The 20,183-nt window shown below is 72.6% G+C and carries 15 protein-coding genes; 11 read left to right on the forward strand and 4 right to left on the reverse strand.

Going from position 1 to position 20,183, the window contains the following annotated elements; genetic code table 11:
• Nucleotides 1-19 precede the first annotated feature (19 nt).
• Both ACS5RC_RS11275 and ACS5RC_RS11280 read right to left on the reverse strand, forming a co-directional pair.
• Nucleotides 20-2,236 carry an OmpA family protein gene (locus ACS5RC_RS11275; protein WP_478343957.1) on the reverse strand — a complete coding sequence of 739 codons (2,217 nt, stop codon included), beginning with the start codon at nt 2,234-2,236 and terminating at the stop codon, nt 20-22.
• Between the two features lie 191 nt (nt 2,237-2,427).
• The gene (locus tag ACS5RC_RS11280; RefSeq protein WP_478343958.1) at nt 2,428-3,453 is read right to left on the reverse strand and encodes a DUF2865 domain-containing protein; all 1,026 of its coding nucleotides are present in this window, start codon (nt 3,451-3,453) and stop codon (nt 2,428-2,430) included.
• A 154-nt stretch (nt 3,454-3,607) separates the two neighbouring features.
• Between ACS5RC_RS11280 and ACS5RC_RS11285 the strand changes: the two genes are divergently transcribed.
• A complete protein-coding gene (locus ACS5RC_RS11285) occupies nt 3,608-4,123 on the forward strand; it encodes a CreA family protein (protein WP_478343959.1) in 516 nt (171 codons plus the stop codon).
• A 90-nt stretch (nt 4,124-4,213) separates the two neighbouring features.
• Here the strand turns inward: ACS5RC_RS11285 and ACS5RC_RS11290 are convergent, their stop codons facing one another.
• Nucleotides 4,214-4,546, reverse strand: coding sequence for a hypothetical protein (locus ACS5RC_RS11290; RefSeq protein WP_478343960.1), 333 nt, complete (start codon nt 4,544-4,546; stop codon nt 4,214-4,216).
• A 360-nt stretch (nt 4,547-4,906) separates the two neighbouring features.
• Here ACS5RC_RS11290 and cysS point away from each other — a divergent pair, with 360 nt between their 5' ends.
• Complete coding sequence (cysS, locus tag ACS5RC_RS11295) at nt 4,907-6,289, forward strand: cysteine--tRNA ligase (RefSeq protein ID WP_478343961.1); 1,383 nt, start codon at nt 4,907-4,909, stop codon at nt 6,287-6,289.
• 9 nt (nt 6,290-6,298) lie between these two features.
• Here cysS and ACS5RC_RS11300 read toward each other — a convergent pair whose 3' ends face one another.
• Nucleotides 6,299-8,842 carry an ABC transporter ATP-binding protein gene (locus tag ACS5RC_RS11300; protein WP_478343962.1) on the reverse strand — a complete coding sequence of 848 codons (2,544 nt, stop codon included), beginning with the start codon at nt 8,840-8,842 and terminating at the stop codon, nt 6,299-6,301.
• 287 nt (nt 8,843-9,129) lie between these two features.
• On the opposite strand from ACS5RC_RS11300, the gene ACS5RC_RS11305 reads away from it, so the two are divergent.
• Genes ACS5RC_RS11305 through ACS5RC_RS11345 form a run of 9 tightly spaced genes read left to right on the forward strand, consistent with a single transcriptional unit; the run spans nt 9,130 to nt 20,176 of the window.
• Nucleotides 9,130-9,789: a cytochrome c3 family protein gene (locus tag ACS5RC_RS11305; protein WP_478343963.1), complete on the forward strand. Its 660-nt coding sequence runs from the start codon at nt 9,130-9,132 to the stop codon at nt 9,787-9,789.
• Nucleotides 9,786-12,734 carry a TAT-variant-translocated molybdopterin oxidoreductase gene (locus ACS5RC_RS11310; protein WP_478343964.1) on the forward strand — a complete coding sequence of 983 codons (2,949 nt, stop codon included), beginning with the start codon at nt 9,786-9,788 and terminating at the stop codon, nt 12,732-12,734. The genes ACS5RC_RS11305 and ACS5RC_RS11310 overlap by 4 nt, the downstream gene beginning before the upstream one ends.
• Nucleotides 12,731-14,761: a quinol:electron acceptor oxidoreductase subunit ActD gene (locus ACS5RC_RS11315; protein ID WP_478343965.1), complete on the forward strand. Its 2,031-nt coding sequence runs from the start codon at nt 12,731-12,733 to the stop codon at nt 14,759-14,761. The genes ACS5RC_RS11310 and ACS5RC_RS11315 overlap by 4 nt, the downstream gene beginning before the upstream one ends.
• The gene (locus ACS5RC_RS11320) at nt 14,758-15,303 is read left to right on the forward strand and encodes a c-type cytochrome (RefSeq protein ID WP_478343966.1); all 546 of its coding nucleotides are present in this window, start codon (nt 14,758-14,760) and stop codon (nt 15,301-15,303) included. The genes ACS5RC_RS11315 and ACS5RC_RS11320 overlap by 4 nt, the downstream gene beginning before the upstream one ends.
• On the forward strand, nt 15,300-16,382 hold the full coding sequence (locus ACS5RC_RS11325) for a hypothetical protein (protein WP_478343967.1): 1,083 nt from the start codon (nt 15,300-15,302) through the stop codon (nt 16,380-16,382). Before ACS5RC_RS11320 ends, ACS5RC_RS11325 begins: the two co-directional genes overlap by 4 nt.
• Complete coding sequence (locus tag ACS5RC_RS11330; RefSeq protein ID WP_478343968.1) at nt 16,379-16,873, forward strand: hypothetical protein; 495 nt, start codon at nt 16,379-16,381, stop codon at nt 16,871-16,873. The genes ACS5RC_RS11325 and ACS5RC_RS11330 overlap by 4 nt, the downstream gene beginning before the upstream one ends.
• Nucleotides 16,870-17,844: a cytochrome c oxidase subunit II gene (gene coxB / locus ACS5RC_RS11335; protein ID WP_478343969.1), complete on the forward strand. Its 975-nt coding sequence runs from the start codon at nt 16,870-16,872 to the stop codon at nt 17,842-17,844. The genes ACS5RC_RS11330 and coxB overlap by 4 nt, the downstream gene beginning before the upstream one ends.
• Nucleotides 17,841-19,520, forward strand: coding sequence for a cytochrome c oxidase subunit I (locus tag ACS5RC_RS11340; RefSeq protein WP_478343970.1), 1,680 nt, complete (start codon nt 17,841-17,843; stop codon nt 19,518-19,520). Before coxB ends, ACS5RC_RS11340 begins: the two co-directional genes overlap by 4 nt.
• Nucleotides 19,517-20,176: a cytochrome c oxidase subunit 3 gene (locus ACS5RC_RS11345; RefSeq protein ID WP_478343971.1), complete on the forward strand. Its 660-nt coding sequence runs from the start codon at nt 19,517-19,519 to the stop codon at nt 20,174-20,176. The genes ACS5RC_RS11340 and ACS5RC_RS11345 overlap by 4 nt, the downstream gene beginning before the upstream one ends.
• Nucleotides 20,177-20,183: the final 7 nt, after the last annotated feature.

Below are 20,183 nucleotides of genomic sequence, written 5' to 3' on the forward strand. Positions count from 1 at the left end.
CGCCGGCAGGGCTGCAGGCTCACCGCGGCGGGGCTGAACCCTGCGCCTGACCCTGCTGGATCAGCGGCGTGATGCGGCGCACAGTGACCCGGCGGTTCTCGCGCGACGGCCCTTGTGTGTTCACCTTCAGGTATTGCTCGCCGTAGCCCTGGGTCGTCAGGTTCTCGGGCGGCACCTGGAAGCGCTGCGTCAGCACGGTGGCCACCGATTGGGCGCGCCGGTCCGAGAGCGACAGGTTGTCGACATCGGCCCCGACCGCGTCGGTGTAGCCCTCGATCAGGAAGACCTCCTGCGGGTTATTGCGCACCGCCTGGTTGATCGCCGCCGCGATGGTCGACAGGCGCGCGGCCTGGTCGGACGTCACCGTGAAGGAGCCGGTGTCGAAGGTGATCGTATCGATGTCGACGCTGCGCATCCGCGCCCGCAATTGCGGACTGTAGCGGACCTGATCGAGCGTGTAGCGCCGGTCGACCGCCACCACCGGCGGGGCCGAGAGCGCCTCGTAGACACTGCGCTCGTCGGCACCCTCGTACTCCACCACGTAGCGCTCGCGCGGGATCCGGATGTCGGGCGGGGGCAGATCGACGACGTCCTCGTAGATCGGGCGGCGCGCACCGGCGCCGTTGTCGATCAGGATCACCTCGCGACCGTCGCGGTAGCGGCGCGAGCGGCGCAGCAGGCGGCCGTCGTCGTCGACCACGGTGACGATCTGCTCCCCGTTGGGACGGTCGAGATAGGTGTAGACGTCGCTGCCGCGGCGCTCGCTGCGGTAGCCGCGCCGGTCGAGATCGCGGAAGCGCTCGTTCTCGTCGTGGCGGATGAAGTAATTGTCGCGGTCGCGCACGATGATGCGGCCGGGCTCGCGGATGTAGGTCCGGCCGTCCTCGTTGAACTCCCGCCGGTCGCGGCGGACGCGGTCGTAGTCGCGCACGTCCTCGTCGTCCTCACGGAATCCGCCCGGCACGTAGCCGGGTCGGCCCGGAATGTTGAAGCCGCGGCGATCGTCGACACCCGGTCCACGCCGGTCGTCGCCCAGACCGCGACGATCGTCGCCCGGACCGCGCCGGTCGTCGCCCGGACCGCGCCGATCGTCGGCACCGGGGCCACGCCGGTCGTCGGCACCGGGGCCGCGCCTGTCGTCGCTCAGACCGCGGCGGTCGTCGCCCGGGCCACGGCGGTCATCGGCGCCGGAACCGCGGCGGTCATCGGCGCCGGGACCGCGGCGATCGTCGCCTCGGCCGACAGGCGCGGCGTCACGGCCGTCGGGGCCCGCACCGGGCGGCTGGACCGGGCGGCCCGGAACGCCGGGCGCCTGATTGGGTGCGGGCGCCGCGTTGCCGCCGCTCTCGGGACGCTGGACCGGGCGGCCCGGCACGCCGGGTGCCTGGTTCGGCGCGGTCACCCCGTTCGGGCCCGCATCCGGACGCTGGACCGGACGACCCGGAACGCCGGGCGCCTGATTGGGAGCGGGCGCGGCGCCGCCCGGGGCCGGCCCGGGCTGTGCGGCGCCCGGACGCTGCGGCGGCTGACCCGGGGCGGCGTCGGGCCGGGTCGTGGGCCGGCGCTCCGGCCCCGCATCCGGCGGCTCGGGGGGGCGGCGCGTCGGCGCGCCCGGTCCGGCATCGGGAGCGGCACGGTTCGGAGCGGCGCGTTCGGGCGCCGGTGCGGGACGCTCGGGCGCAGCGTCCGGTCGGGCGCGGCCCGGCTCCGAGCGGGGAACCGGCTTCTGCGGCGTATCGGCCTCGGGGGTCCTGCGGTTCGGCTCCGGCGCCTCCCGGCGCTCGGGCGCCGCCGGCCTCTCGGGCTGGCGCTCGCGGGCCGCGGGCGGCGTCGGCCGTTCCGCCGGCTCGCGCTCCGGACGGGCAGGGCGCTCGGGCTGCCGGTCGGGCTGACGCTGCGGCGGACCCCGATCCTCCCGCGGCTCCGGCCGCTCGCGTGCGGCGGGCCGTTCGGCAGGCGCAGCCCGTTCGGCGGGCGAAGCCCGTTCGGCCGGCGCGGCACGCTCCGGGGGGCCGCGCTCGGGGCGCGGTCCGCCGCGCGGGCCCTCGCCTCCGCCCCGCGGGCCTTCCCCTCCGCCACGCGGTCCCTCACCCCCGCCGCGCGGGCCCCGCTCCATCTCGGGGCCGCCCTGTGCGAGGAGCGTGCGTCCTCCGGCATCGGCGAAGACGGCGCTCGGGCTCGCGAGGAGGCCGGGCAGCATCGTGCCGGCCAGGAGGAGAAGGCGGAGATTCCGCATCGATCGGCTTTCGCTCCGGCGCCGCTCGGCCGATTTCGGGCTCATCGCCCGAGGCGTCCGGCGGACACGCGCGTGACAGGGACCGCCCGGACACGCTTGGCGCGGGCCCGAGGGTTCGGCCGATCCGAACCCCCGTCCGCCGCGATGGTTCCCGTTTTGGCCGCGATCGCCGGGGCGCGATCACGCAGACGTCAGGGAGCGTCGCGCTTCGGGGCCGCGAACATGTCGGGCGCGATGATGCGGATGCTGGTGCGCTCGGGTTTCGGCGCGCTGTCGGCCGTTGCAGTGGCGGCGTCCCCGGCCGGAACCGCTCCGGTGCTCGCCGTGGCGCGGCTGGCCGCGTCGGCCGCCAGCTCGGCCGCCGTCCGATCCGCGCGCCCGACGAGGGTGAGGCGCACCTTCGGCCGCGACAGCGCCTCCGCCTGCATCGGCGTGACGAAGATGTCGCCCTTGTGCCGCACCATCATGCTCTCGGCCTTGACCAGGGACTGGGCCCAGGTCTGGTTCGCCGGCTTGCACGAGCAGTTCGGCACGAAGGCCTTCTGGAACTTGAAGGCGTTGGCGAGCGACGCGTAGGCCCGGCTGCCCTTGATCGAGGCGGCGTGGCGCAGGGCATCGTCCCCGTAGGGCATCGAGTAGGCGAGCGCCTCGGTGCCGGGGCAGAGCGCCTGGCACATCTCGTCGGCGCCCCCGCGCCCCTCCGGCAGATTCTTCATCGGGAAGAAGCCGCCGTCGCAGGTCCGAACGCAGATCACCTGCGCCCCGCCGCTGGCATAGGCCTCGCGGCTGCCGCCCTCGGCCCGGTTGCCGAGCGCACAGTTCGCCGCGATGAAGGACTGGAGCTGCCGGCGCCGCGCGGAATGGTCCTCCGTGCCCACGCTGCTTCCGTAGGTCGCGTTCAGGGCGCGGATCCGCTGCTCCACCGCACCGCATTGCGGCGGGCGGCTGTCGAAGAACAGGAAGCGGCCGCCCTCGCAATTCAAGCTGCGGTAATAGGCCTCCAGCCGGCCGATCTCGCCCTGCAGCGCCCGGCTGACGCTCGCGCCGTCCGACAGGCTCGCCAATTCGGCCCGGTAGCGCGGACAAGCGGGATTGGGCGCCGGCGCGCCCGAATCGGGCGCGACTCCCTGCGCGATCGCGGGCGCCGCCCCGAGGCAGGGCAGCACCAGGACGAACGCCCGGAGGGTCCGGCGGAAGAAGGAACGCAACGGCGGCATCGGCAACCGGGATCTCGGGGCCGGATCGGGCGGCCCGGGGTGGGACCCCGGCGCCGTCGGCGCGATCACGGGGACAACATTTTTTAACACCCTCGCGCTTCGGCGACACCCCTCCTACATGCCTGCCACGGTTCCAGAGGGGGATTGAACGGCGATGTTGTTTCGGTGTCTCACAGCGGGTCTGCTCGCGGTCACGGCCCTGGCCGTCTCGTTCCCCGCGCGGGCGGACGATCCCGATCGGATCTTCGACAAATCGACGGTGTGGCGACCGCTGACGCCGAACGACAAGCTGGTGGTCTACGGCGTCGACGATCCGAGCGTCTCGGGGGTCGCCTGCTGGTACACCCAGCCCGAGAAGGGCGGCATCAAGGGAACGCTCGGCCTCGCCGAGGACGTCTCGGACATCTCTCTCGCCTGCCGGCAGGTCGGCCCGGTGCAGTTCAAGGGCAAATTCGGCCAGGGCGAAGTCGTGTTCAGCGAGCGTCGGTCGCTGATCTTCAAGTCGATGCAGATCGTGCGCGGATGCGACGTCAAGCGCAATACGCTGATCTACATGGTCTATTCCGACAAGGTCATCCAGGGTTCGCCGAAGAACTCGACCTCGGCGGTGCCGCTGATGCCCTGGGGCACCGAACCGCCGCAGAAATGCGGCGATTTCCTCAAGGGCTGAGTCCCGATCCGGGCGGCCACAGACGGGCGCGGAGGCCGGACTCCGCGCAGCCGCCGTTCAATCCTTCGGTCGCTCGATCCTGGCGGTCGCTCAATCCTTGCAGGTGATGCGCAGGGGGCGCTCGGCCGGCTTGGCGACCGGAAGGTCGACGGCGCCGGTATATTCCTCGGCGGCGGCGACGCCGAAGGAGCCGGCGGCCGCGAAGCCCTGCGACTCGCACCAGGAATCGGCCACGACCTGGCCGCAGGCGCTGCCCGGCGTGGTCAGGCAATCGGCGACGCCGTAGCCCTCGCTCGACGGGATCAGGAAGGTCTTCTCGGCATGCGCGGCCGGGACCGCTTCGCCGCCGGCCTGCGCGCCCGCGGCGAGCGTGGTGATCAGGGCAGCGGCGAGAAGGGCGCTGAGGGCGGCCGAGGCGCGCATGGAGAATTCCTTGGTGTCACGGTTTGGCTTGCAGGGAGCACCTGCGGCGAAAGTCCGACGGCGCGGTAAACAAAGCCTTTCGCGGATGGTCCGCGTCCCGGCGGCGGCGGGCGCCGTCGGCGTTCTCGAATTCATCACCGTTTTGGGTTAGCCCGATCCGGGCGGCAGGTCCGTCGCGGATCCGCAACAGCGATCCGGGCCGGCCCGCACGCGGCGCGCGCCCGGTCGCGGCGCGGACGGGCGGTGGAGCCCGGCGCCGGGCGGGGCAGGTGCTTGAGGGGGCTGGGGAGTTTCGCCCGGGCCACCCCGCGCGCGGCGGCGCGGCGCGGACTCGGCCGCGCGGCAGGAGGAATGGGTTTCATGGCGCGGATGTTGCGGCTCTACAACACGCTGACCGGCGCCAAGGCCCCCTTCGCGCCGATCGATCCGGACCGGGTCCGGATGTATGCCTGCGGGCCCACGGTCTACGACGCCGCCCATATCGGCAACGCCCGCCCGATCATCGTCTTCGATCTGCTGTTCCGCCTGCTGCGCCACCTCTACGGCGACGCGCACGTGACCTATGCCCGCAACGTCACGGACGTAGACGACAAGATCAACGCGCGCGCCGCCGAGCGCGGCATCACCATCCGGGAGCTCACGGACGGAACGCTGGCGCAGTTCCACCGGGACATTCGCGACCTCGGCGTGCTGATGCCCGAGGACGTGAACGTCGCCGGGCAGCCGCCGCGCTTCATCGAGCCGCGCGCCACCGACCACATCGCCGAGATGGCGGCGATGATCGAGCGCCTCGTCGCGGCGGGCCATGCCTACGTCGCGGCCGACCACGTGCTGTTCGACGTGCCGGCGATGCCCGATTACGGGGCGCTCTCGAAGCGTCCGCTGGACGAGATGGAGGCCGGCGCCCGGGTCGAGGTCGCGCCCTACAAGCGCTCGCCCCTCGACTTCGTCCTCTGGAAGCCCTCGAAGCCGGGCGAGCCGTCCTGGCCCTCGCCCGCGGGCATCACGGTGCCGGGGCGGCCGGGCTGGCACATCGAGTGCTCGGCGATGTCGGCCAAGCATCTCGGCGAGACCTTCGACATCCACGCGGGCGGGATCGACCTGATCTTCCCGCACCACGAGAACGAGGTGGCGCAGTCCCGCTGCTGCTTCGGCACGCCGGTGATGGCCAATGTCTGGCTGCACAACGGCTTCCTCCAGGTGGAGGGCGAGAAGATGTCGAAATCGGCCGGCAACTTCATCACCATCCGGGAGGTGCTGAACGATTGGCCGGGCGAGGTCGTGCGCCTCAACATGCTGAAGACGCATTATCGCCAGCCGATCGACTGGACGCTGCGCGGTCTGGAGGAGGCGGCCCGGATGCTGGACCGCTGGTACGGGGCGATCGGAGACGCCGCCGCCGCGCCGGACGCGCCGGCAAGCGTGCTGGAGCCCCTGCTCGACGACCTGAACACCGCGTCCGCGCTCGCCGAGCTGCACCGGCTCGACGATCCGGCGACCCTGAAGGCCGGCGCGAACCTGCTCGGTCTGCTCGGCCAGACCGCGAGCGGGCGCGCAGAGGCCAGCGTCCAGGCCTCCGGCCTCGACGTGGCCGCGGTCGAGGCCCTGATCGCCGAGCGGGCGCGGGCGCGGGCCGCGAAGGACTGGCCGGCCTCCGACCGCGCCCGCGACGCCCTCGCGGCGATGGGCGTCGCGGTCAAGGACAACAAGGACGGCAGCACGACCTGGACGGTGGCGCGCTGAGGCCTCGGCTCAGGCGGCCAGCGCCTCGACGACGGCGTTGCGCTCGACCCGGATCACCGCGTCGAAGCTCGGCAGATCGCTGAGGTCGGTGCCGTCCGGCAGGCAGACGACGAGACCGCGGCCGGCGCGGGCCTCGCGCAGGCTGTCGAGCCGGTCGCGCAGGTCGTCCGGCTTGCGCGCGTCGAGGAGGATCGCCACCACGAGGATATCCGGCTCGCGGATCAGGCAGCGAAACAGGTCGATGCCCACGCGCTCGCGCGGTCCGGGCGCGCCCTCGGCCAGCGGGCCCGAGGCGCCCGGCTCGATGCGGCTGTCGAGCCCGAGGCGGTAGACCTCGCGCGTCAGCCCCTCTTCCGCCAGCACCCGCCGGATCAGGGCCCGGACCCGCGCCTCCGCGCCCGCCTCGCCGGCGCTGATGCGGCCGAAAAGCAGGTTCTCCTCGAGGCTCGCCGCGGGATTGACGCGGTTCGGGTCGTGGAACTCCACCGCGCCCCGGAGCGCGGGCGGCAGCATGCGGGCGAAGGACCGGCGCGCCGCGACGATGCGCGCCTCGAGCGCCGCGTCGATCAGGCCGAAGCGGTGGCGGGTCTCGCTGTAGCGGAGCGCGAGCCCGACGAGGCGGTCGCGATCCTTGTGGCCGGCACTGCCGCGGCGCAGGATCGTGTCCGTCTGGCGCACGACGAGATCCTCGAAATAGCCGCGCTCGGCCGCGGGAAACAGCGAGAACGCATCGAAGAGCGGGTGGTCGTTCGGCAGCTCGGAGAAGATCTCCACGGAGTTGCGCGCCACCGCGAGCCCGATTTCCAGAAGCGGCCGGCTCAGGCCCTCGGCCTCGAGCACGGCGCGCAGGTAGGGGTGGCGGGCGAGCCGGCCCGGCGCGAAGGTCGGCCCGACCGGCTCGCCGAACAGGATGTTCTCCCCGACATTGGCTTGGTGGTTGTAGAGCTCCGGATCGAAGGCCTCGACCAGGCGCCCGGCCCGCTCCGCGTGCAGCACGTCCCGCACCGTGCGCCGCGCCGCCACGACGGCGCGGGCGAGATCCGGCTCCGCGGCCGGATCGACCCGCCCGGTCAGGCCGCGGGCGTAGACGAACCCGTCGAGGGCGATCCGGTGCAGGGTCTCGATCAGGACGTCGTCGCCGGGCAGCGTTTCCGCCCCGTAGGCCAGGTTCTGGCGCAGGCTCCCCTCCATCAGGATGGCCTCGCCGGACGCGAAGGCGATGCGGCGGGCGCGCTCGGCCGGATCGAAGCTGCGCAGATCGTGCCCCGCATAGGTGAGGGTGCCGGCCGTGGGCTCCACCTGCCCGGCCAGAACCGCGGCGAGGACGCGAGCGCCGCTGCCGCGCCCCCCCGTGATCGCCACGTGACCGGGCATCGTGAGCGTCGCGTCGACGCCGCTCAGGCGCTCGCCGGTGGCCGCGTCGAAGGCGCCGACCCCCTGCGCCACGATCCGGCCCGAGCGCGGCAGGGGCGGGGCGTCGAGCCCGGGCCGGATCCCGCGCCGCTCGAGGCCCGCGACGCTGCGGGCGATCTCCCGGAAGGTCGGGACGAGGGATCTGCGCAGCGCCAGGAGCTCGAGGCTCGCGGCGATCAGGACCAGGGCGAGCCCGAACGCCGCCGCCGCGGCGGCGAAGGCCGCCGGATCGACGGGCTGCGCCGGCAGCCGGCCCGCACCGCCGCCGCGCCAGAGGGCCGTGCCCACCGCCGACGCCGGGAGCAGGACCGCGAGCGCGAGGGCCGGTGCGCGGGCGTAGGCGAGGCGCGCCTCCGCCAGCCCGAGGGCGCTGCGCCCCGCCCGCACCTTGGCGCCGATCCGGGCGCATTCGAGGGCCGCCGATCCGTGGGCGCGCACCGCCGGCATCCGGCGCACGAGGTCCGACAGGGTCTTCTGCGCCTGCGCGCCGGCGCCGCGCCGGAGATCGTCGCGACGGCGCGCCCGTTCCGAGAGCAGCATCTGGGCGAGGCTCGCGGCGAGCAGCCCGACCGCGGCGACCAGGGCGAGGCGGGGCGCCGCGAGGGCCGCCAGCGCCAGCGCGAGGAGGATCGCCGCGAGGGTGAGGGCCGGCAGCAGGATCGCGACGCCGAGGAAACCGTCGATGCGGGCCAGCGCCCGGCCGACGAGGTCGGCGAGGCCGCGCGCCTCGTCGCGGGCGCCGGACGGCGCCCCGAGGATCGCCGCGATGACGCCCTCGCGGAACGCCGTGGTGGCCTGGGCCTGGGCCGAGAAGCACAGACGCGCGGCGATCCAGCCGAGGCCCGCCAGGATCAGCGCCGCGGCGGCCAGTCCCAGGAAGGCGGCGAGTTCGAGTTCGGGCGGACGCAGGGTCCAGCCTCGGAACAGGACGAGATCGGGCCGGGGCGGCTGGAGCGGCACCACCATCCGCAGGAAGTGCAGGGCCTGCGCATCGTCGCGGGGCAGGACGGTGAGCAGGTCGCGCAGGCAGAGGATGGCGAAGGCGCAGACCGGCAGGCCGACACCGAGGGTGAGGGCGAGAGCGAGGACGTGCTGGCGCCGTGCGGCGCGCCAGGTCAGGACGATCGGATCAGACTCCATGCCGCTCTGTCATCGCCGGGTAACCGACCTGCGCATAGAGGACGCGGCCCGGCGGGCAAAGCGCGACAGCGCACCTCCCGTACCGATGGGCGACGGGATCGCGAAATCGTCGGCTTTTTCGCCTCCGCGAAGCTCCGTCGCATTGCCGCCGGGGGGATCGTGCCCTCCATCTGTCCCGGATCTTCCGTTCCGGTGTGATGAGGGATGACCGGCTTGCGGCGGTACGGTGTGCGTCGATACGGAATGCGGGAACGGGCCAGAGGCGGCGCGGTGGGCGGAACCGGCTGATGGCGCAGCTCTTCACCCCCGGCGCCGATGCGATCTACCGCCTGCTGCTCCTCACCGGCGTCGCCTGCCTCGCGGGCGTGCCGATCGTCGCCGCCGGGCTGGTGCGCTCCGACTACGTCACCGGCGTCGGCGTCGCGCCCCCGCAGCCCGTGCCGTTCAGCCACAAGCACCATTCGGGCGAGCTTGGCATCGATTGCCGCTACTGCCACACCACCGTCGAGAAGGAGGCCACCGCCGGGATCCCGCCGACCCACACCTGCATGACCTGCCACTCCCAGATCTGGGCCGGCTCGGACATGCTGAAGCCGGTGCGCGACAGCTACGCCAGCAACGAGCCGCTGCAATGGCGGCGGCTGAACAAGCTGCCGGGTTACGTCTACTACAACCACTCCGTCCACGTGACGAAGGGGATCGGCTGCTCCACCTGTCACGGCGAGGTCACCGCCATGCAGATGACCTACCGGGCCAACGCCTTCGAGATGGCGTTCTGCCTCGATTGCCACAGGAATCCCGAGCGGTACGTGCGGACGCAGGATCAGGTCTGGAACATGACCTGGAAGCCCCCGGCCGATCAGGCGACGCTCGGGCCCCGGCTCGTGGCCCAGAACCATATCCGCGGCGGACAGCGTCTGATGGAATGCGGGATCTGCCACCGATGAGCCGCGATCCCGATCTCGGGGCGCTGCGCGCCCGCCTCGCGGCCGGCGACGGACCGGCCTTCTGGCGCAGCCTCGACGCGGTGGCCGACACCCCGGAGTTCCGCGCCTACATCGAATCGGAATTCCCGGCCGCGTCCCGGCTCGCGGCGGCCCCCGAACGGCGCGGCTTCCTCAAGCTGATGGCGGCCTCGTTCGCGCTCGCCGGCCTCTCGGCCTGCAGCGGCGGCGAGGGGCGCGACTACGAGCTGCCCTACGTCAATCAGCCCGAGCGGATCGTGCCGGGCACGTCGCTGTCCTACGCTTCCTCGGCCCTGTTCGACGGGTTCGCCAACGGCATCCTCGTCACCACCCGCAACGGCCGCCCGATCAAGGTCGAGGGCAATCCCGACCATCCGTTCAGCCGCGGCGGCACCGACATCCTGGCCCAGGCCTCCGTGCTGGGGCTCTACGATCCGTTCCGTTCGCAGGCGGTGCAGCACCTCGGACGTCCGAGTTCCTGGGCGGCCTTCAGCGGCGCGATGCTGGCGCGGCTCGGCGCCTGGAAGGCCGATGGCGGCCGCGGCGTCGCGCTGCTCACCGGGCCGGTGACCTCGCCGACGCTGGCCGCGGCCATCGCGCGCCTGAGGCAGGCCTACCCGGCCCTGCGCTGGTACGCGAGCGCGGGCGCCACCCGCGAGAACCTCTACGAGGGCGCCCGCCGCGCCTACGGGCGCCCCGTCGAGACGCTTCCGGATTTCGCCCGCGCCCGCGCCATCGTCTCCCTCGACGGTGACTTCCTCGATCTCGGCCCCGGGCAGGTCGGCCTGTCCCGGGCGTGGATCGAGGCGCGACGGGCCGGCCACGCCGCCGGCCGATTGCCCGCCCTCCATGCCGCGGCCCCGACGCCGACGCTGACGAGCGCCAAGGCCGATCACGGGCTCGCCGCCTCGCCGGCCGAGATCGAGGCCATCGCCCGCAGCCTGCTGAGCCGCGCCGAGGGCGGCGCCGGGGATGCGGGCCTCGGCGCGGCGGCACAGGGCTGGCTCGCCGCCGCCGCCGCGGCGCTGAGCGAGAACCGCGGCGCGGCCATCGTCACCACGGGTCTCACCGCGACGCCCCGCCTGCACGAGCTGGTGCATCGCCTGAACGGCGCGCTCGGCAACACCGGCACGACGCTCCGCCACGTGGCGCCGATCCCGAGCCTCGGCACCGAGACCCTGGCCGACCTCGCCGCCGCGATGGAGGCCGGCACGGTCGAGACCCTTCTGATGCTCGGGACGAACCCGGTCTACGAGGCCCCGGGCGGCCTCGCCTTCGCCGAGCGCCTGAAGCGGGTGCCGCTGAAGGTCCATGCGGGCCTCTATTTCGACGAGACCGGCGCGCATGCCGATTGGCACCTGCCGCTCGCCCACCCGCTCGAATCCTGGGGCGATGCGCGCGCCCTCGACGGCACCCTGAGCCTGATCCAGCCGACGATCGCGCCGCTGCATGGCGGCCGCAGCCTCGACGAGATGGTGGCCTTCCTGGTGGACGGCCGGGTCGAGAACGGGCTCGACCTGCTGAAGGCGCAGTGGCGCGCCTCCGGCGAGGACACCCCCGCCTTCGAGGCCCGCTTCGGCGAGGCCCTGCGCCAGGGCTTTTTGGCCGACAGCGCGGCGCCCGCCGAGAGCGTGGCGCTCGTCGGCGCGGCGCCCGCCCCGGAGGCGGCGCCGCCCGGGCTTGCGGTGGTGTTCCGGCCCGATCCCACGCTCTGGGACGGCACGCATGCGGACCTGAGCTGGCTCCAGGAACTGCCCAAGCCCCTGACCAAGATCGTCTGGGAGAACGTCGTCGCGGTCAGCCCGGCGCTCGCCGAGCGCGAGGGCCTCGCCAACGGCGACGTGGTCGCGGTGGAGGCAGGCGGCCGACGCGTCGAGGGACCGACCTGGGTGACGCCGGGGCAGGCCGCCGACACCGTGACGCTCACCCTCGGCTACGGCCGGGACGTGCCCGACCATCTCTCGCGCGGCCTCGGCTACGACGCCAACCGCCTGCGCCCCGCCGACACGCCCTGGAGCCTGTCGGGGGCCACCCTGCGCAAGACCGGTGCCCGCCGGATGCCGGCGACCACGCAGGACCTCGGCACAATGGAGGGCCACGACTTCGTGCGGGTGCAGCGGGAGGGCGCCCCGGCGGCGGGCGACGACGCCGCGCTGGTGCGGGCGAGCTTCTACGGCGCGCCCTCCGGGGACCGCGGCCCGAAGGCCGCCTGGGGCATGGTGATCGATCTCGACGCCTGCACCGGCTGCAATGCCTGCGTCACCGCCTGCCAGTCCGAGAACAACATCCCGGTGGTCGGCCGCGAGGAGGTGGCGCGCGGGCGCTGGATGGGCTGGATCCGGGTTGACCGCTACTACGCGGGCGGCCTCGATGCGCCCGAGACGCATTTCCAGCCGGTGCCCTGCATGCATTGCGAGCAGGCGCCCTGCGAGGTCGGCTGCCCGGTCGAGGCCACGCTGCACGACAGCGAGGGCCTCAATCTTCAGGTCTACAACCGCTGCGTCGGCACGCGCACCTGCCAGAGCTACTGCCCCTACAAGGTCCGCCGCTTCAACTACCTCGACTATACGGGCGACCAGCCGGCCATCCTGCAGCAGCGCAACAATCCCGAGGTCACGGTCCGGTCGCGGGGCGTGATGGAGAAATGCACCTACTGCATCCAGCGCATCGCCGCAGCCCGCATCGATTCGGCCAAGGACGCGCATGCCGCGATCGCGGACGGCGCGGTGGAGACCGCCTGCCAGAGCGCCTGTCCGACCCGGGCCATCGTGTTCGGCGACATCGGCGACCCCGCGAGCCGGGTCGCCCGGGCGCGGGAGGACGCCCGCCACTACGCATTGCTCGGCGAACTCAACACCCGCCCGCGCACCACCTACCTCGCGAGCCTCGCGCCCGCCGACGGCGCGAAGGGAGGCCGGGACCGATGACCGGGTCCGTCGCCGAGCCGCCGCCCGCGCTGATCCGCCCGGACGAGACCCTGGCGGGGATCGGCCGCACGGTCGCGGCCGTGCCGATCGGGCATCCGCTGAACCGGCGCTGGTGGATCGCCTTCGCGGGCGCCTCGGCCCTCGTCGGATTGTTCGTGGCGGCGCTCGCCTACCTGCTCGCCAGGGGCGTCGGCATCTGGGGCAACAACAACGCCGTCGTCTGGTCCCTCGACATCGCGAGCTACGATTGGTGGATCGGGGCGGCGAGCGGGAGCCTGCTCGTCTCGGCCGTGCTGCTGCTGCTCGGCGCCGAGTGGCGCGGGGCGATCAACCGCATCGCCGAGACGACGGCGCTGCTCTGCACCTGCGCGGCGGGGCTCTACCCGATCATCCATCTCGGGCGGCCGTGGTACTTCTACTGGAACCTGCCCTACCCGAACACCTTCGCGCTCTGGCCGCAATTCCGCTCGCCCCTGGTCTGGGACGCCATCGACATCGTCTCCTACCTCGTGGTCTGCGTCAGCCTCTGGTATGTCGGCCTGCTCCCCGACCTCGCCGCGCTGCGTGACCGCGCCGCGGTCGAGGCCGAGCACCAGCAACGCGAGGGCACGCTCACCCGGCGCCTCGCGCGGCTGCGGGCCCAGGCCTATGGCATCGCGGCCTCGGGCTGGCGCGGGTCGGCCGCCCATTGGCAAATCTGGGGGCAGGCCTACCGCACCATCGCGCTCCTCGGGGTGATGCTGGTGGTCTCGCTCCAGACCGGGGCCTCGGTGATGTTCGCGGGCTCGGTGATGCCGGGCTGGCACGACACGATCCTGCCGGTCACCTTCCTGGTCAACGCGGTGTTCTCGGGCGTCGGCCTCACCGCGGCGATCGTGGTGCTGATCCGCGCCGTCTACGGCCTCGACGCGCTGATCACCGAGCGCCACCTCTCGATCCTCGCCCGCCTGCTCCTCGGCCTCGGCCTCGCGAGCCTCTACTGCTACGCGACCGAGTTCTTCTCGACCTTCCTGCACGGGGACGGCTACGAGCGCGCGGTGCTGATGCGCCGCATGGTGGGCGAGCACGCCGCCGCGTTCTGGACCGTGGTCGTCTGCCTGCTGCTGCCGGCCCACCTGTTCTGGTCGCAGCGCGCCCGCCACGCGCCGCTGGCGATCGCCGCCGTCGGCATCCTCGTGGCGGTCGGCGCCTACGCCGACCACGTCATGGTCCTGGTGGTGACGCTGAGCCACGATTTCCTGCCCTCGGCACATCTGCGCTACGACGAGACGATCTGGGGCATCGCGACCTTCGTCGGCTCGGTCGGCCTGTTCCTCGCCCTGCTCCTGCTGTTCCTGCGCTACCTGCCGGCGATCTCCATCACCGAGACCCGTCGGCTCGCGCTGGCGAGGGCGCCGGGCGCGCGGGCCGCCGAGGCGGAGGCCGGGACCCGGGGCGGGCACGCGCGCGAGGCCGCGCACGAGGACGTCCAGGACGGCACGCCGCTCTGGGGCGTCAGCGCCACCTATGCTTCGGAGGCGGAGCTCGCGAGCGCCGCGCAGGCGCTCTCCGGCCTCGCCGGCAGGGCCGTCCGCCTCGACGGGCACGGCCCGGTGCCGATGCCCCGGGCGCTGCGCGCCCTCGGGCTGGAGGGGCGCTCGATCCGTCTCTACGCCCTGGGCGGCGCTCTGGCCGGCGGCCTCGGCTTCTACGGGCTCTGCGTCTGGGCGAGCGCCTACGATTACGTCTTCCTGATCGGCGGACGGCCGCGCTTCTCCTGGGCCTCCTTCGTGGTTCCGGCCTTCTCCGTCGCGATGATGAGCGGCGTCATCGCGATCCACCTCGCCCTGCTGATCCTTAACCGGCTGCCGCGCCTGAACCACCCGGCCTTCAACATCCCGGGCTTCCTGCGCGCCAGCGAGGACCGCTTCTTCCTCACCGCGGAGGCGCGCGGGACGGGCTTCGACACGGCGCGGATCGAGCGGCGCCTCGCCACGCTCGGCGCGGAGGCCGGCCGGCCCCTCGAGATCCGGCGGATTCCCCGATGAGCGCGGCGGCGACGGTGCGGATCCTCGCCCTTGCGGGGGCCCTGGCCGGCCTCGGGGCCTGCGACGCGGCGAACATGGCCGAGCAGCCCCGCGCCAAGACCTGGGACCGCAACCCCTATTTCCAGAAGGGCATGACCATGCGCGACCCGGTGGCCGGCACCGTGCCGCGCACCGATCCGGCCCGCCCGGCGCCGCAGCCCGCGACGATCACCGAGGCGCTGCTCGAGCGCGGGCGCGAGCGCTACGCCATCTTCTGCACGCCCTGCCACGGCGCCGCCGGCGACGGGGCGGGCATCGTGGTCCAGCGCGGCTTCCCGCACGCGGGCGACCTCGCCGCCGACCACCTGGTGCGCGCGCCCGCGAGCGCGCTCTATCAGGCGATCGGCGAGGGCCATCGGGCGATGTTCGGCATGGCGCAGATGATCCCCTCGGACGACCGCTGGGCCATCGTCGCCTACCTGCGGGCGCTCCAGCTCAGCCGCAATGCCGCGGCGGCCGACCTGCCGCCTGCGGACCGGGCCCGCGTGGAGGCCGCGCGATGAGGCGTGGCGGCGCATGGCGGCCGCCCTTCGCCGCCGTGGCGGGCCTCGCCGCGCTCGCGCTCGCGGCCGCCGCCGGGGGCTGGCGGGGCGCGGCCGCCTCCTATCTCGCCGCGTGGCTGGTGCTGCTCGGCCTCGCGGCGGGGGCATTGCCGGTGGCGGTGGCGCTCGAGCGCTTCGGCCTGCGCGCGCATGATCGCGGCGTCGGCGAGATCGCCCTCAGCCTGCGCCGGCTGCTCGGCCTGATGCCGGCCGCCGCCGTGCTCTCGGTCCCGGTCCTGATCGGGCTCGGCCTGATCTATCCCTGGGCGCAGCACGGCGCCCCGGTCGCGGCCGGCATCCCGGAGACGCCGCTCGGCCGGGTCTGGTTCACGCCCCTGTTCTTCGTCCTGCGCCTCGTCGCCTATCTGGGCGCCTGGCTCTGGCTCGCCGCCCGCTTCCGCGACGGGGCGCGGGTGCCGGGCGACGGCCGCACCGCGGCGGGCGTGGGCCTGCACGCGGTGATCGGCACGCTGGCGGTGACCGACCTCGTCGGCTCCCTCGACCCGCGGCTCGGCTCGAGCCTCCTCGGCCTTCTGGTGCTCACCGCCTGGAGCGGGCTGGCCTTCGCGGCGGCGACCCTGCTCGCGCCCGAGGAGCCGAACCCGGTCGGGCGCGGCCGTGCCGTGGCGGGCCAGGACCGCCTCGTGCCGCTGGTGGTGCTGCTCGTGCTGTGGGCCTTCCTGCACTTCGTGCAGTTCCTCATCGTCTGGTCGGCGAACCTTCCGGAGGAGGTGCGCTGGTACCTCGCCCGCGGCGGCGGGTTCGGGCGGGCGCTCGCGCTGTTCGGGGGCGCCCTGGTGCTCTACGGGGCGGTCGCCACCCTGCGGCCGGGCCGCGCCACCACGCGAGCGCTGGCGGGCCTCGTCGTCGCCCTCCACGCCCTCGAGATGCTCTGGTTCGTGACCCCCGCCCTGCGCGACCGCTTCACCCTCACTTGTGCCGATTTGCTCGCGGGCGTCGCCGTGCTCTGCCTCGCCCGCGCGCTGCTCCCGCTCGGGCTGCCCCGGACCGGCACCGGCGGCGGGAGGGCCACCGCATGAGCGCGTCCGGCGACACCCCGACCGGCGGCCTGATCCCGGCGCTCATCGCGAGCCTGATCCTGCGCCGCCACGCCGCCGCGACGACGGCCGAACCGACGCCCGCCCCAGAGGCCCCGCACTGGCCCGAGGCGCCGCGCGAAGGCCCGGGCCACGAGACTGAGGACGTCGACGTCCGCAAGACCGGCCTCGTGATGGCCGGGCTGATGGTCTCCGTGCTCGCCGCCGTGGGGCTGATGCTGTGGCTGATGCACCTCTACATGGGCGAGCAGCGCCGCGCGCTGCCCGACCTTACGCCGCAGCAGACCGCGCGGCTGAGCCCGCCCCCGCCGAACCTGCAGGCCGATCCCTACGCCGACCTCGCCCGCGCGCGCGCCGCCGAGCGGGCGCAGCTCGACGGCTACGCCCGCATCGATGCCGCGCGCGCGCGCATCCCCCTCGACCGGGCGATGAGCCTCACGGTCGGCCGGTCGCTGGATCCCGTGAGTCGATGACCTCCCATCAAGCAGCCCTGGAGCTCTGGCCGGCCGCGGTCTCGGCGACCGCCGTCGAGACCGACTACCTGATCCTCGCCTTCACGGTGCTGACGCTGCTCCTCACCGTGCCGGTCTTCCTGGCGATCACGTGGTTCGCCCTGCGCTACCGCGACGGGCAGGAGGCCGACCGCGACGCCAGCGGCATCCGCTCGAACCTGATCGAGATCAGCTGGATGCTGATCCCCTTCCTTCTCACCCTGATCTTCTTCGCCTGGGGCGCGCGCCTGTTCGTGGAGTCGAAGAACGCCCCGCCGGACGCGATGGTGATCGAGGCGATCGGCCGGCAATGGATGTGGAAGTTCCAGCATCCCACGGGCCAGTCCGAGATCAACGACCTGCACGTGCCGATCGGCCAGCCGGTGAAGATCCGCATCATCAGCCAGGACGTGATCCACGCCCTCTACCTGCCGGCGGTGCGCATGCAGGTCGCCGCTTTGCCCGACCGCTACACCGAGCTGTGGTTCAAGGCCGACAGGACCGGCACCTTCCATCTCTACTGCTCGGAATATTGCGGCACCGACCATTCCCGGATGGACGGCAACATCACCTTCATGCAGCCCAACGACTACCAGGACTGGCTCACCCACGCGGGCGCGCAGCAATCGGGGGCCGCCGCGGGGCTCGCGGTCTACAACGCCTACGGCTGCGGCGCCTGCCACAACGCCGATGCGCGGATCCGCGCCCCGAAGCTCGCCGGGCTCTACGGCCGCGAGGTGGCGCTCGCCGACGGGAGCCGGATCGTGGCCGACGATACCTATCTGCGGCGCAAGATCCTCAACCCGAACGGCGACCGCCTCGCCGAGGGATACAAGCAGGTCATGCCGAGTTTCGCCGGCGTGATCCCGGACGACGACCTCACCCGCCTGATCAACTACCTGAAATCCGACATGCGGGGGGCCGAGGCCGCCGGCGAGGGAGCGACGCGATGAGCGCATCCGGCACCGTCGAACCGGGCGTCGCGGACCGCGAGCCGCACGCCCCCGAAGCCACGCTCGGGCGCCCGGCCGACTACCTGCACGCGCACTCGACCCTGCGCTCGTGGTTCCTCACCACCGACCACAAGCGCATCGCCATCCTCTACCTCGCCTCGATCACCGCCTTCTTCGTGATCGGCGCGGTCGCCGCCGGCGTGGTCCGCCTCGCGCTCATCGTGCCCAACGGCGCGATCATGACGAACGACACCTACAACAAGGCCTTCACCATCCACGGCGTGGTCATGGTGTGGTTCTTCCTGATCCCCTCGATCCCGGCGACGTTCGGCAATTTCCTGATCCCGCTGATGATCGGCGCGAAGGACCTCGCCTTCCCGAAGCTCAACCTGACGAGCTGGTACGTCTTCATGGCGGGCGCGCTGTTCACCATGGTCTCGCTGGTGCTCGGCGGGGTCGATACCGGGTGGACCTTCTACGCGCCGCTCTCCACCGCCTTCTCCAACACCTGGGTCCTGCCGGCGCTGATCGGCGTCACCATCGTGGGCTTCTCCTCGATCCTGACGGGGCTCAACTTCGTCGTCACGATCCACACCATGCGGGCACCCGGCATGACGTGGTTCCGGCTGCCGATCTTCGTCTGGACCCACTACGCCACCAGCCTGATCTTCCTCCTCGCCACCCCGGTGATCACCACGGCGCTGATCCTGCTGATCATGGAGCGGGGCTTCCATATCGGGGTGTTCGACCCGGCCTATGGCGGCGATCCGGTGCTGTTCCAGCACCTGTTCTGGTTCTACTCGCACCCGGCCGTGTACATCATGGTCCTGCCCGGCATGGGGGTGATCTCGGAGATCGTGCCGGCCTTCGCCCAGAAGAAGCTCTTCGGCTACCGCTTCGTCGCCTACGCGGCGATCGGGCTCGCCTCGGTGACCTTCTTCGTCTGGGGCCACCACATGTTCGTCAACGGGCAGAGCGACCTCGCGAGCCTCGCCTTCTCGGTGCTGTCCTTCGCGGTGGCCGTGCCCTCGGCGGTCAAGGTCTACAACTGGACCGCGACGATCCATAAGGGCCGGCTCCGGCTCGACACGCCGATGCTCTACGCGATGGGCTATATCGGCCTGTTCGTGCTCGGCGGGCTCACCGGTCTCTATCTGGCGACGCTGGCCATCAACCAGCACATCCACGCCACCTACTTCGTGGTGGCGCATTTCCACTACATCATGGTCGGCGGCACGGTGCTGGCCTTCCTCGGCGGGCTGCATTTCTGGTGGCCGAAATTCACCGGGCGGATGTACGTCGAGGCCTGGGGCCGGATCTCGGCGGTGCTGATCTTCCTCGGCTTCAACGTGACCTTCTTCCCGCAATTCATCCTGGGCTATCTCGGGATGCCGCGGCGCTACGCGACCTATCCGGCGGAGTTCCAGCTTCTCAACGTGCTGTCCTCCGCGGGCGCCACGATCCTGGCGGCGGGCTACCTCTTCCCGATGCTCTATTTGATCTACTCGCTGTGGTTCGGCCGCAAGGCGCCGGCCAATCCCTGGGACGCGAAGGGGCTCGAGTGGGAGACGAGCTCCCCGCCGCCGACGCACAACTTCTTCGAGAGCCCGACCGTCCCGGACATCCCGTACGCCTATCCGATCCAGCCGCGGGAATCGCGGAGCCAGCACCGATGAGCGAGGCGCTCGCCGAGGGCGTCGGCGTCGCGCGCGCCGAGCATTTCGAGTCCGTGGCGCAGCAGCGCTACGCCGCCACCCTCGGGATCTGGGCTTGGCTCATCACCGAGCTGCTGCTGTTCTCCGCCCTCTTCCTGGTGGCACTGATCACCCGCATCCTGCACCCGGAGGCGACGGTCGCCGCCGCGCGGCACCTGAAGTTCTGGATCGGCGCGACCAACACGGTGGTGCTGATCTGCTCCAGCCTCACCATGTCGGCGGCGATCGAGTTCTCGCGCATGGGCTGGCAGCGGGCGATGGTGCGGGCGATGCTCGCCACCGCGGGGCTCGGCGCGCTCTTCCTCGTGCTCAAGGGCTACGAGTATTACGCCGACTACGCCGAGCACATGATGCCCTTCCTGGCGAGCCGGCCCTACGAGCTCGCCGAGAGCCCGGCCTCGCGCCTCTTCGTCAACCTCTATTACGTCGCGACGCTGCTCCACGCCCTGCACCTGTTCACCGGCATCGCGATCCTGCTCGGCATGACCTGGATGGCCGCGAAGGCCGGCTTCCTCGCGCGGCACCAGAACTGGATCGAGGTCTACGGCCTCTACTGGCACTTCATCGACCTGATCTGGATCCTCGCCTTCCCGATCCTCTACGTGGTCAACCGGTAGGGGCCCC

The organism is Methylobacterium sp. HJ2 (assembly GCF_056431005.1).

Excerpts from the sequence above, each read along its gene's own strand:
- ACS5RC_RS11275 (WP_478343957.1), bottom strand. The coding sequence starts at position 2,236 with ATGCGGAATCTCCGCCTTCTCCTCCTGGCCGGCACGATGCTGCCCGGC.
- ACS5RC_RS11280 (WP_478343958.1), bottom strand. The coding sequence starts at position 3,453 with ATGCCGCCGTTGCGTTCCTTCTTCCGCCGGACCCTCCGGGCGTTCGTC.
- ACS5RC_RS11285 (WP_478343959.1), top strand. The coding sequence starts at position 3,608 with ATGTTGTTTCGGTGTCTCACAGCGGGTCTGCTCGCGGTCACGGCCCTG.
- ACS5RC_RS11290 (WP_478343960.1), bottom strand. The coding sequence starts at position 4,546 with ATGCGCGCCTCGGCCGCCCTCAGCGCCCTTCTCGCCGCTGCCCTGATC.
- cysS (WP_478343961.1), top strand. The coding sequence starts at position 4,907 with ATGGCGCGGATGTTGCGGCTCTACAACACGCTGACCGGCGCCAAGGCC.
- ACS5RC_RS11300 (WP_478343962.1), bottom strand. The coding sequence starts at position 8,842 with ATGGAGTCTGATCCGATCGTCCTGACCTGGCGCGCCGCACGGCGCCAG.
- ACS5RC_RS11305 (WP_478343963.1), top strand. The coding sequence starts at position 9,130 with ATGGCGCAGCTCTTCACCCCCGGCGCCGATGCGATCTACCGCCTGCTG.
- ACS5RC_RS11310 (WP_478343964.1), top strand. The coding sequence starts at position 9,786 with ATGAGCCGCGATCCCGATCTCGGGGCGCTGCGCGCCCGCCTCGCGGCC.
- ACS5RC_RS11315 (WP_478343965.1), top strand. The coding sequence starts at position 12,731 with ATGACCGGGTCCGTCGCCGAGCCGCCGCCCGCGCTGATCCGCCCGGAC.
- ACS5RC_RS11320 (WP_478343966.1), top strand. The coding sequence starts at position 14,758 with ATGAGCGCGGCGGCGACGGTGCGGATCCTCGCCCTTGCGGGGGCCCTG.
- ACS5RC_RS11325 (WP_478343967.1), top strand. The coding sequence starts at position 15,300 with ATGAGGCGTGGCGGCGCATGGCGGCCGCCCTTCGCCGCCGTGGCGGGC.
- ACS5RC_RS11330 (WP_478343968.1), top strand. The coding sequence starts at position 16,379 with ATGAGCGCGTCCGGCGACACCCCGACCGGCGGCCTGATCCCGGCGCTC.
- coxB (WP_478343969.1), top strand. The coding sequence starts at position 16,870 with ATGACCTCCCATCAAGCAGCCCTGGAGCTCTGGCCGGCCGCGGTCTCG.
- ACS5RC_RS11340 (WP_478343970.1), top strand. The coding sequence starts at position 17,841 with ATGAGCGCATCCGGCACCGTCGAACCGGGCGTCGCGGACCGCGAGCCG.
- ACS5RC_RS11345 (WP_478343971.1), top strand. The coding sequence starts at position 19,517 with ATGAGCGAGGCGCTCGCCGAGGGCGTCGGCGTCGCGCGCGCCGAGCAT.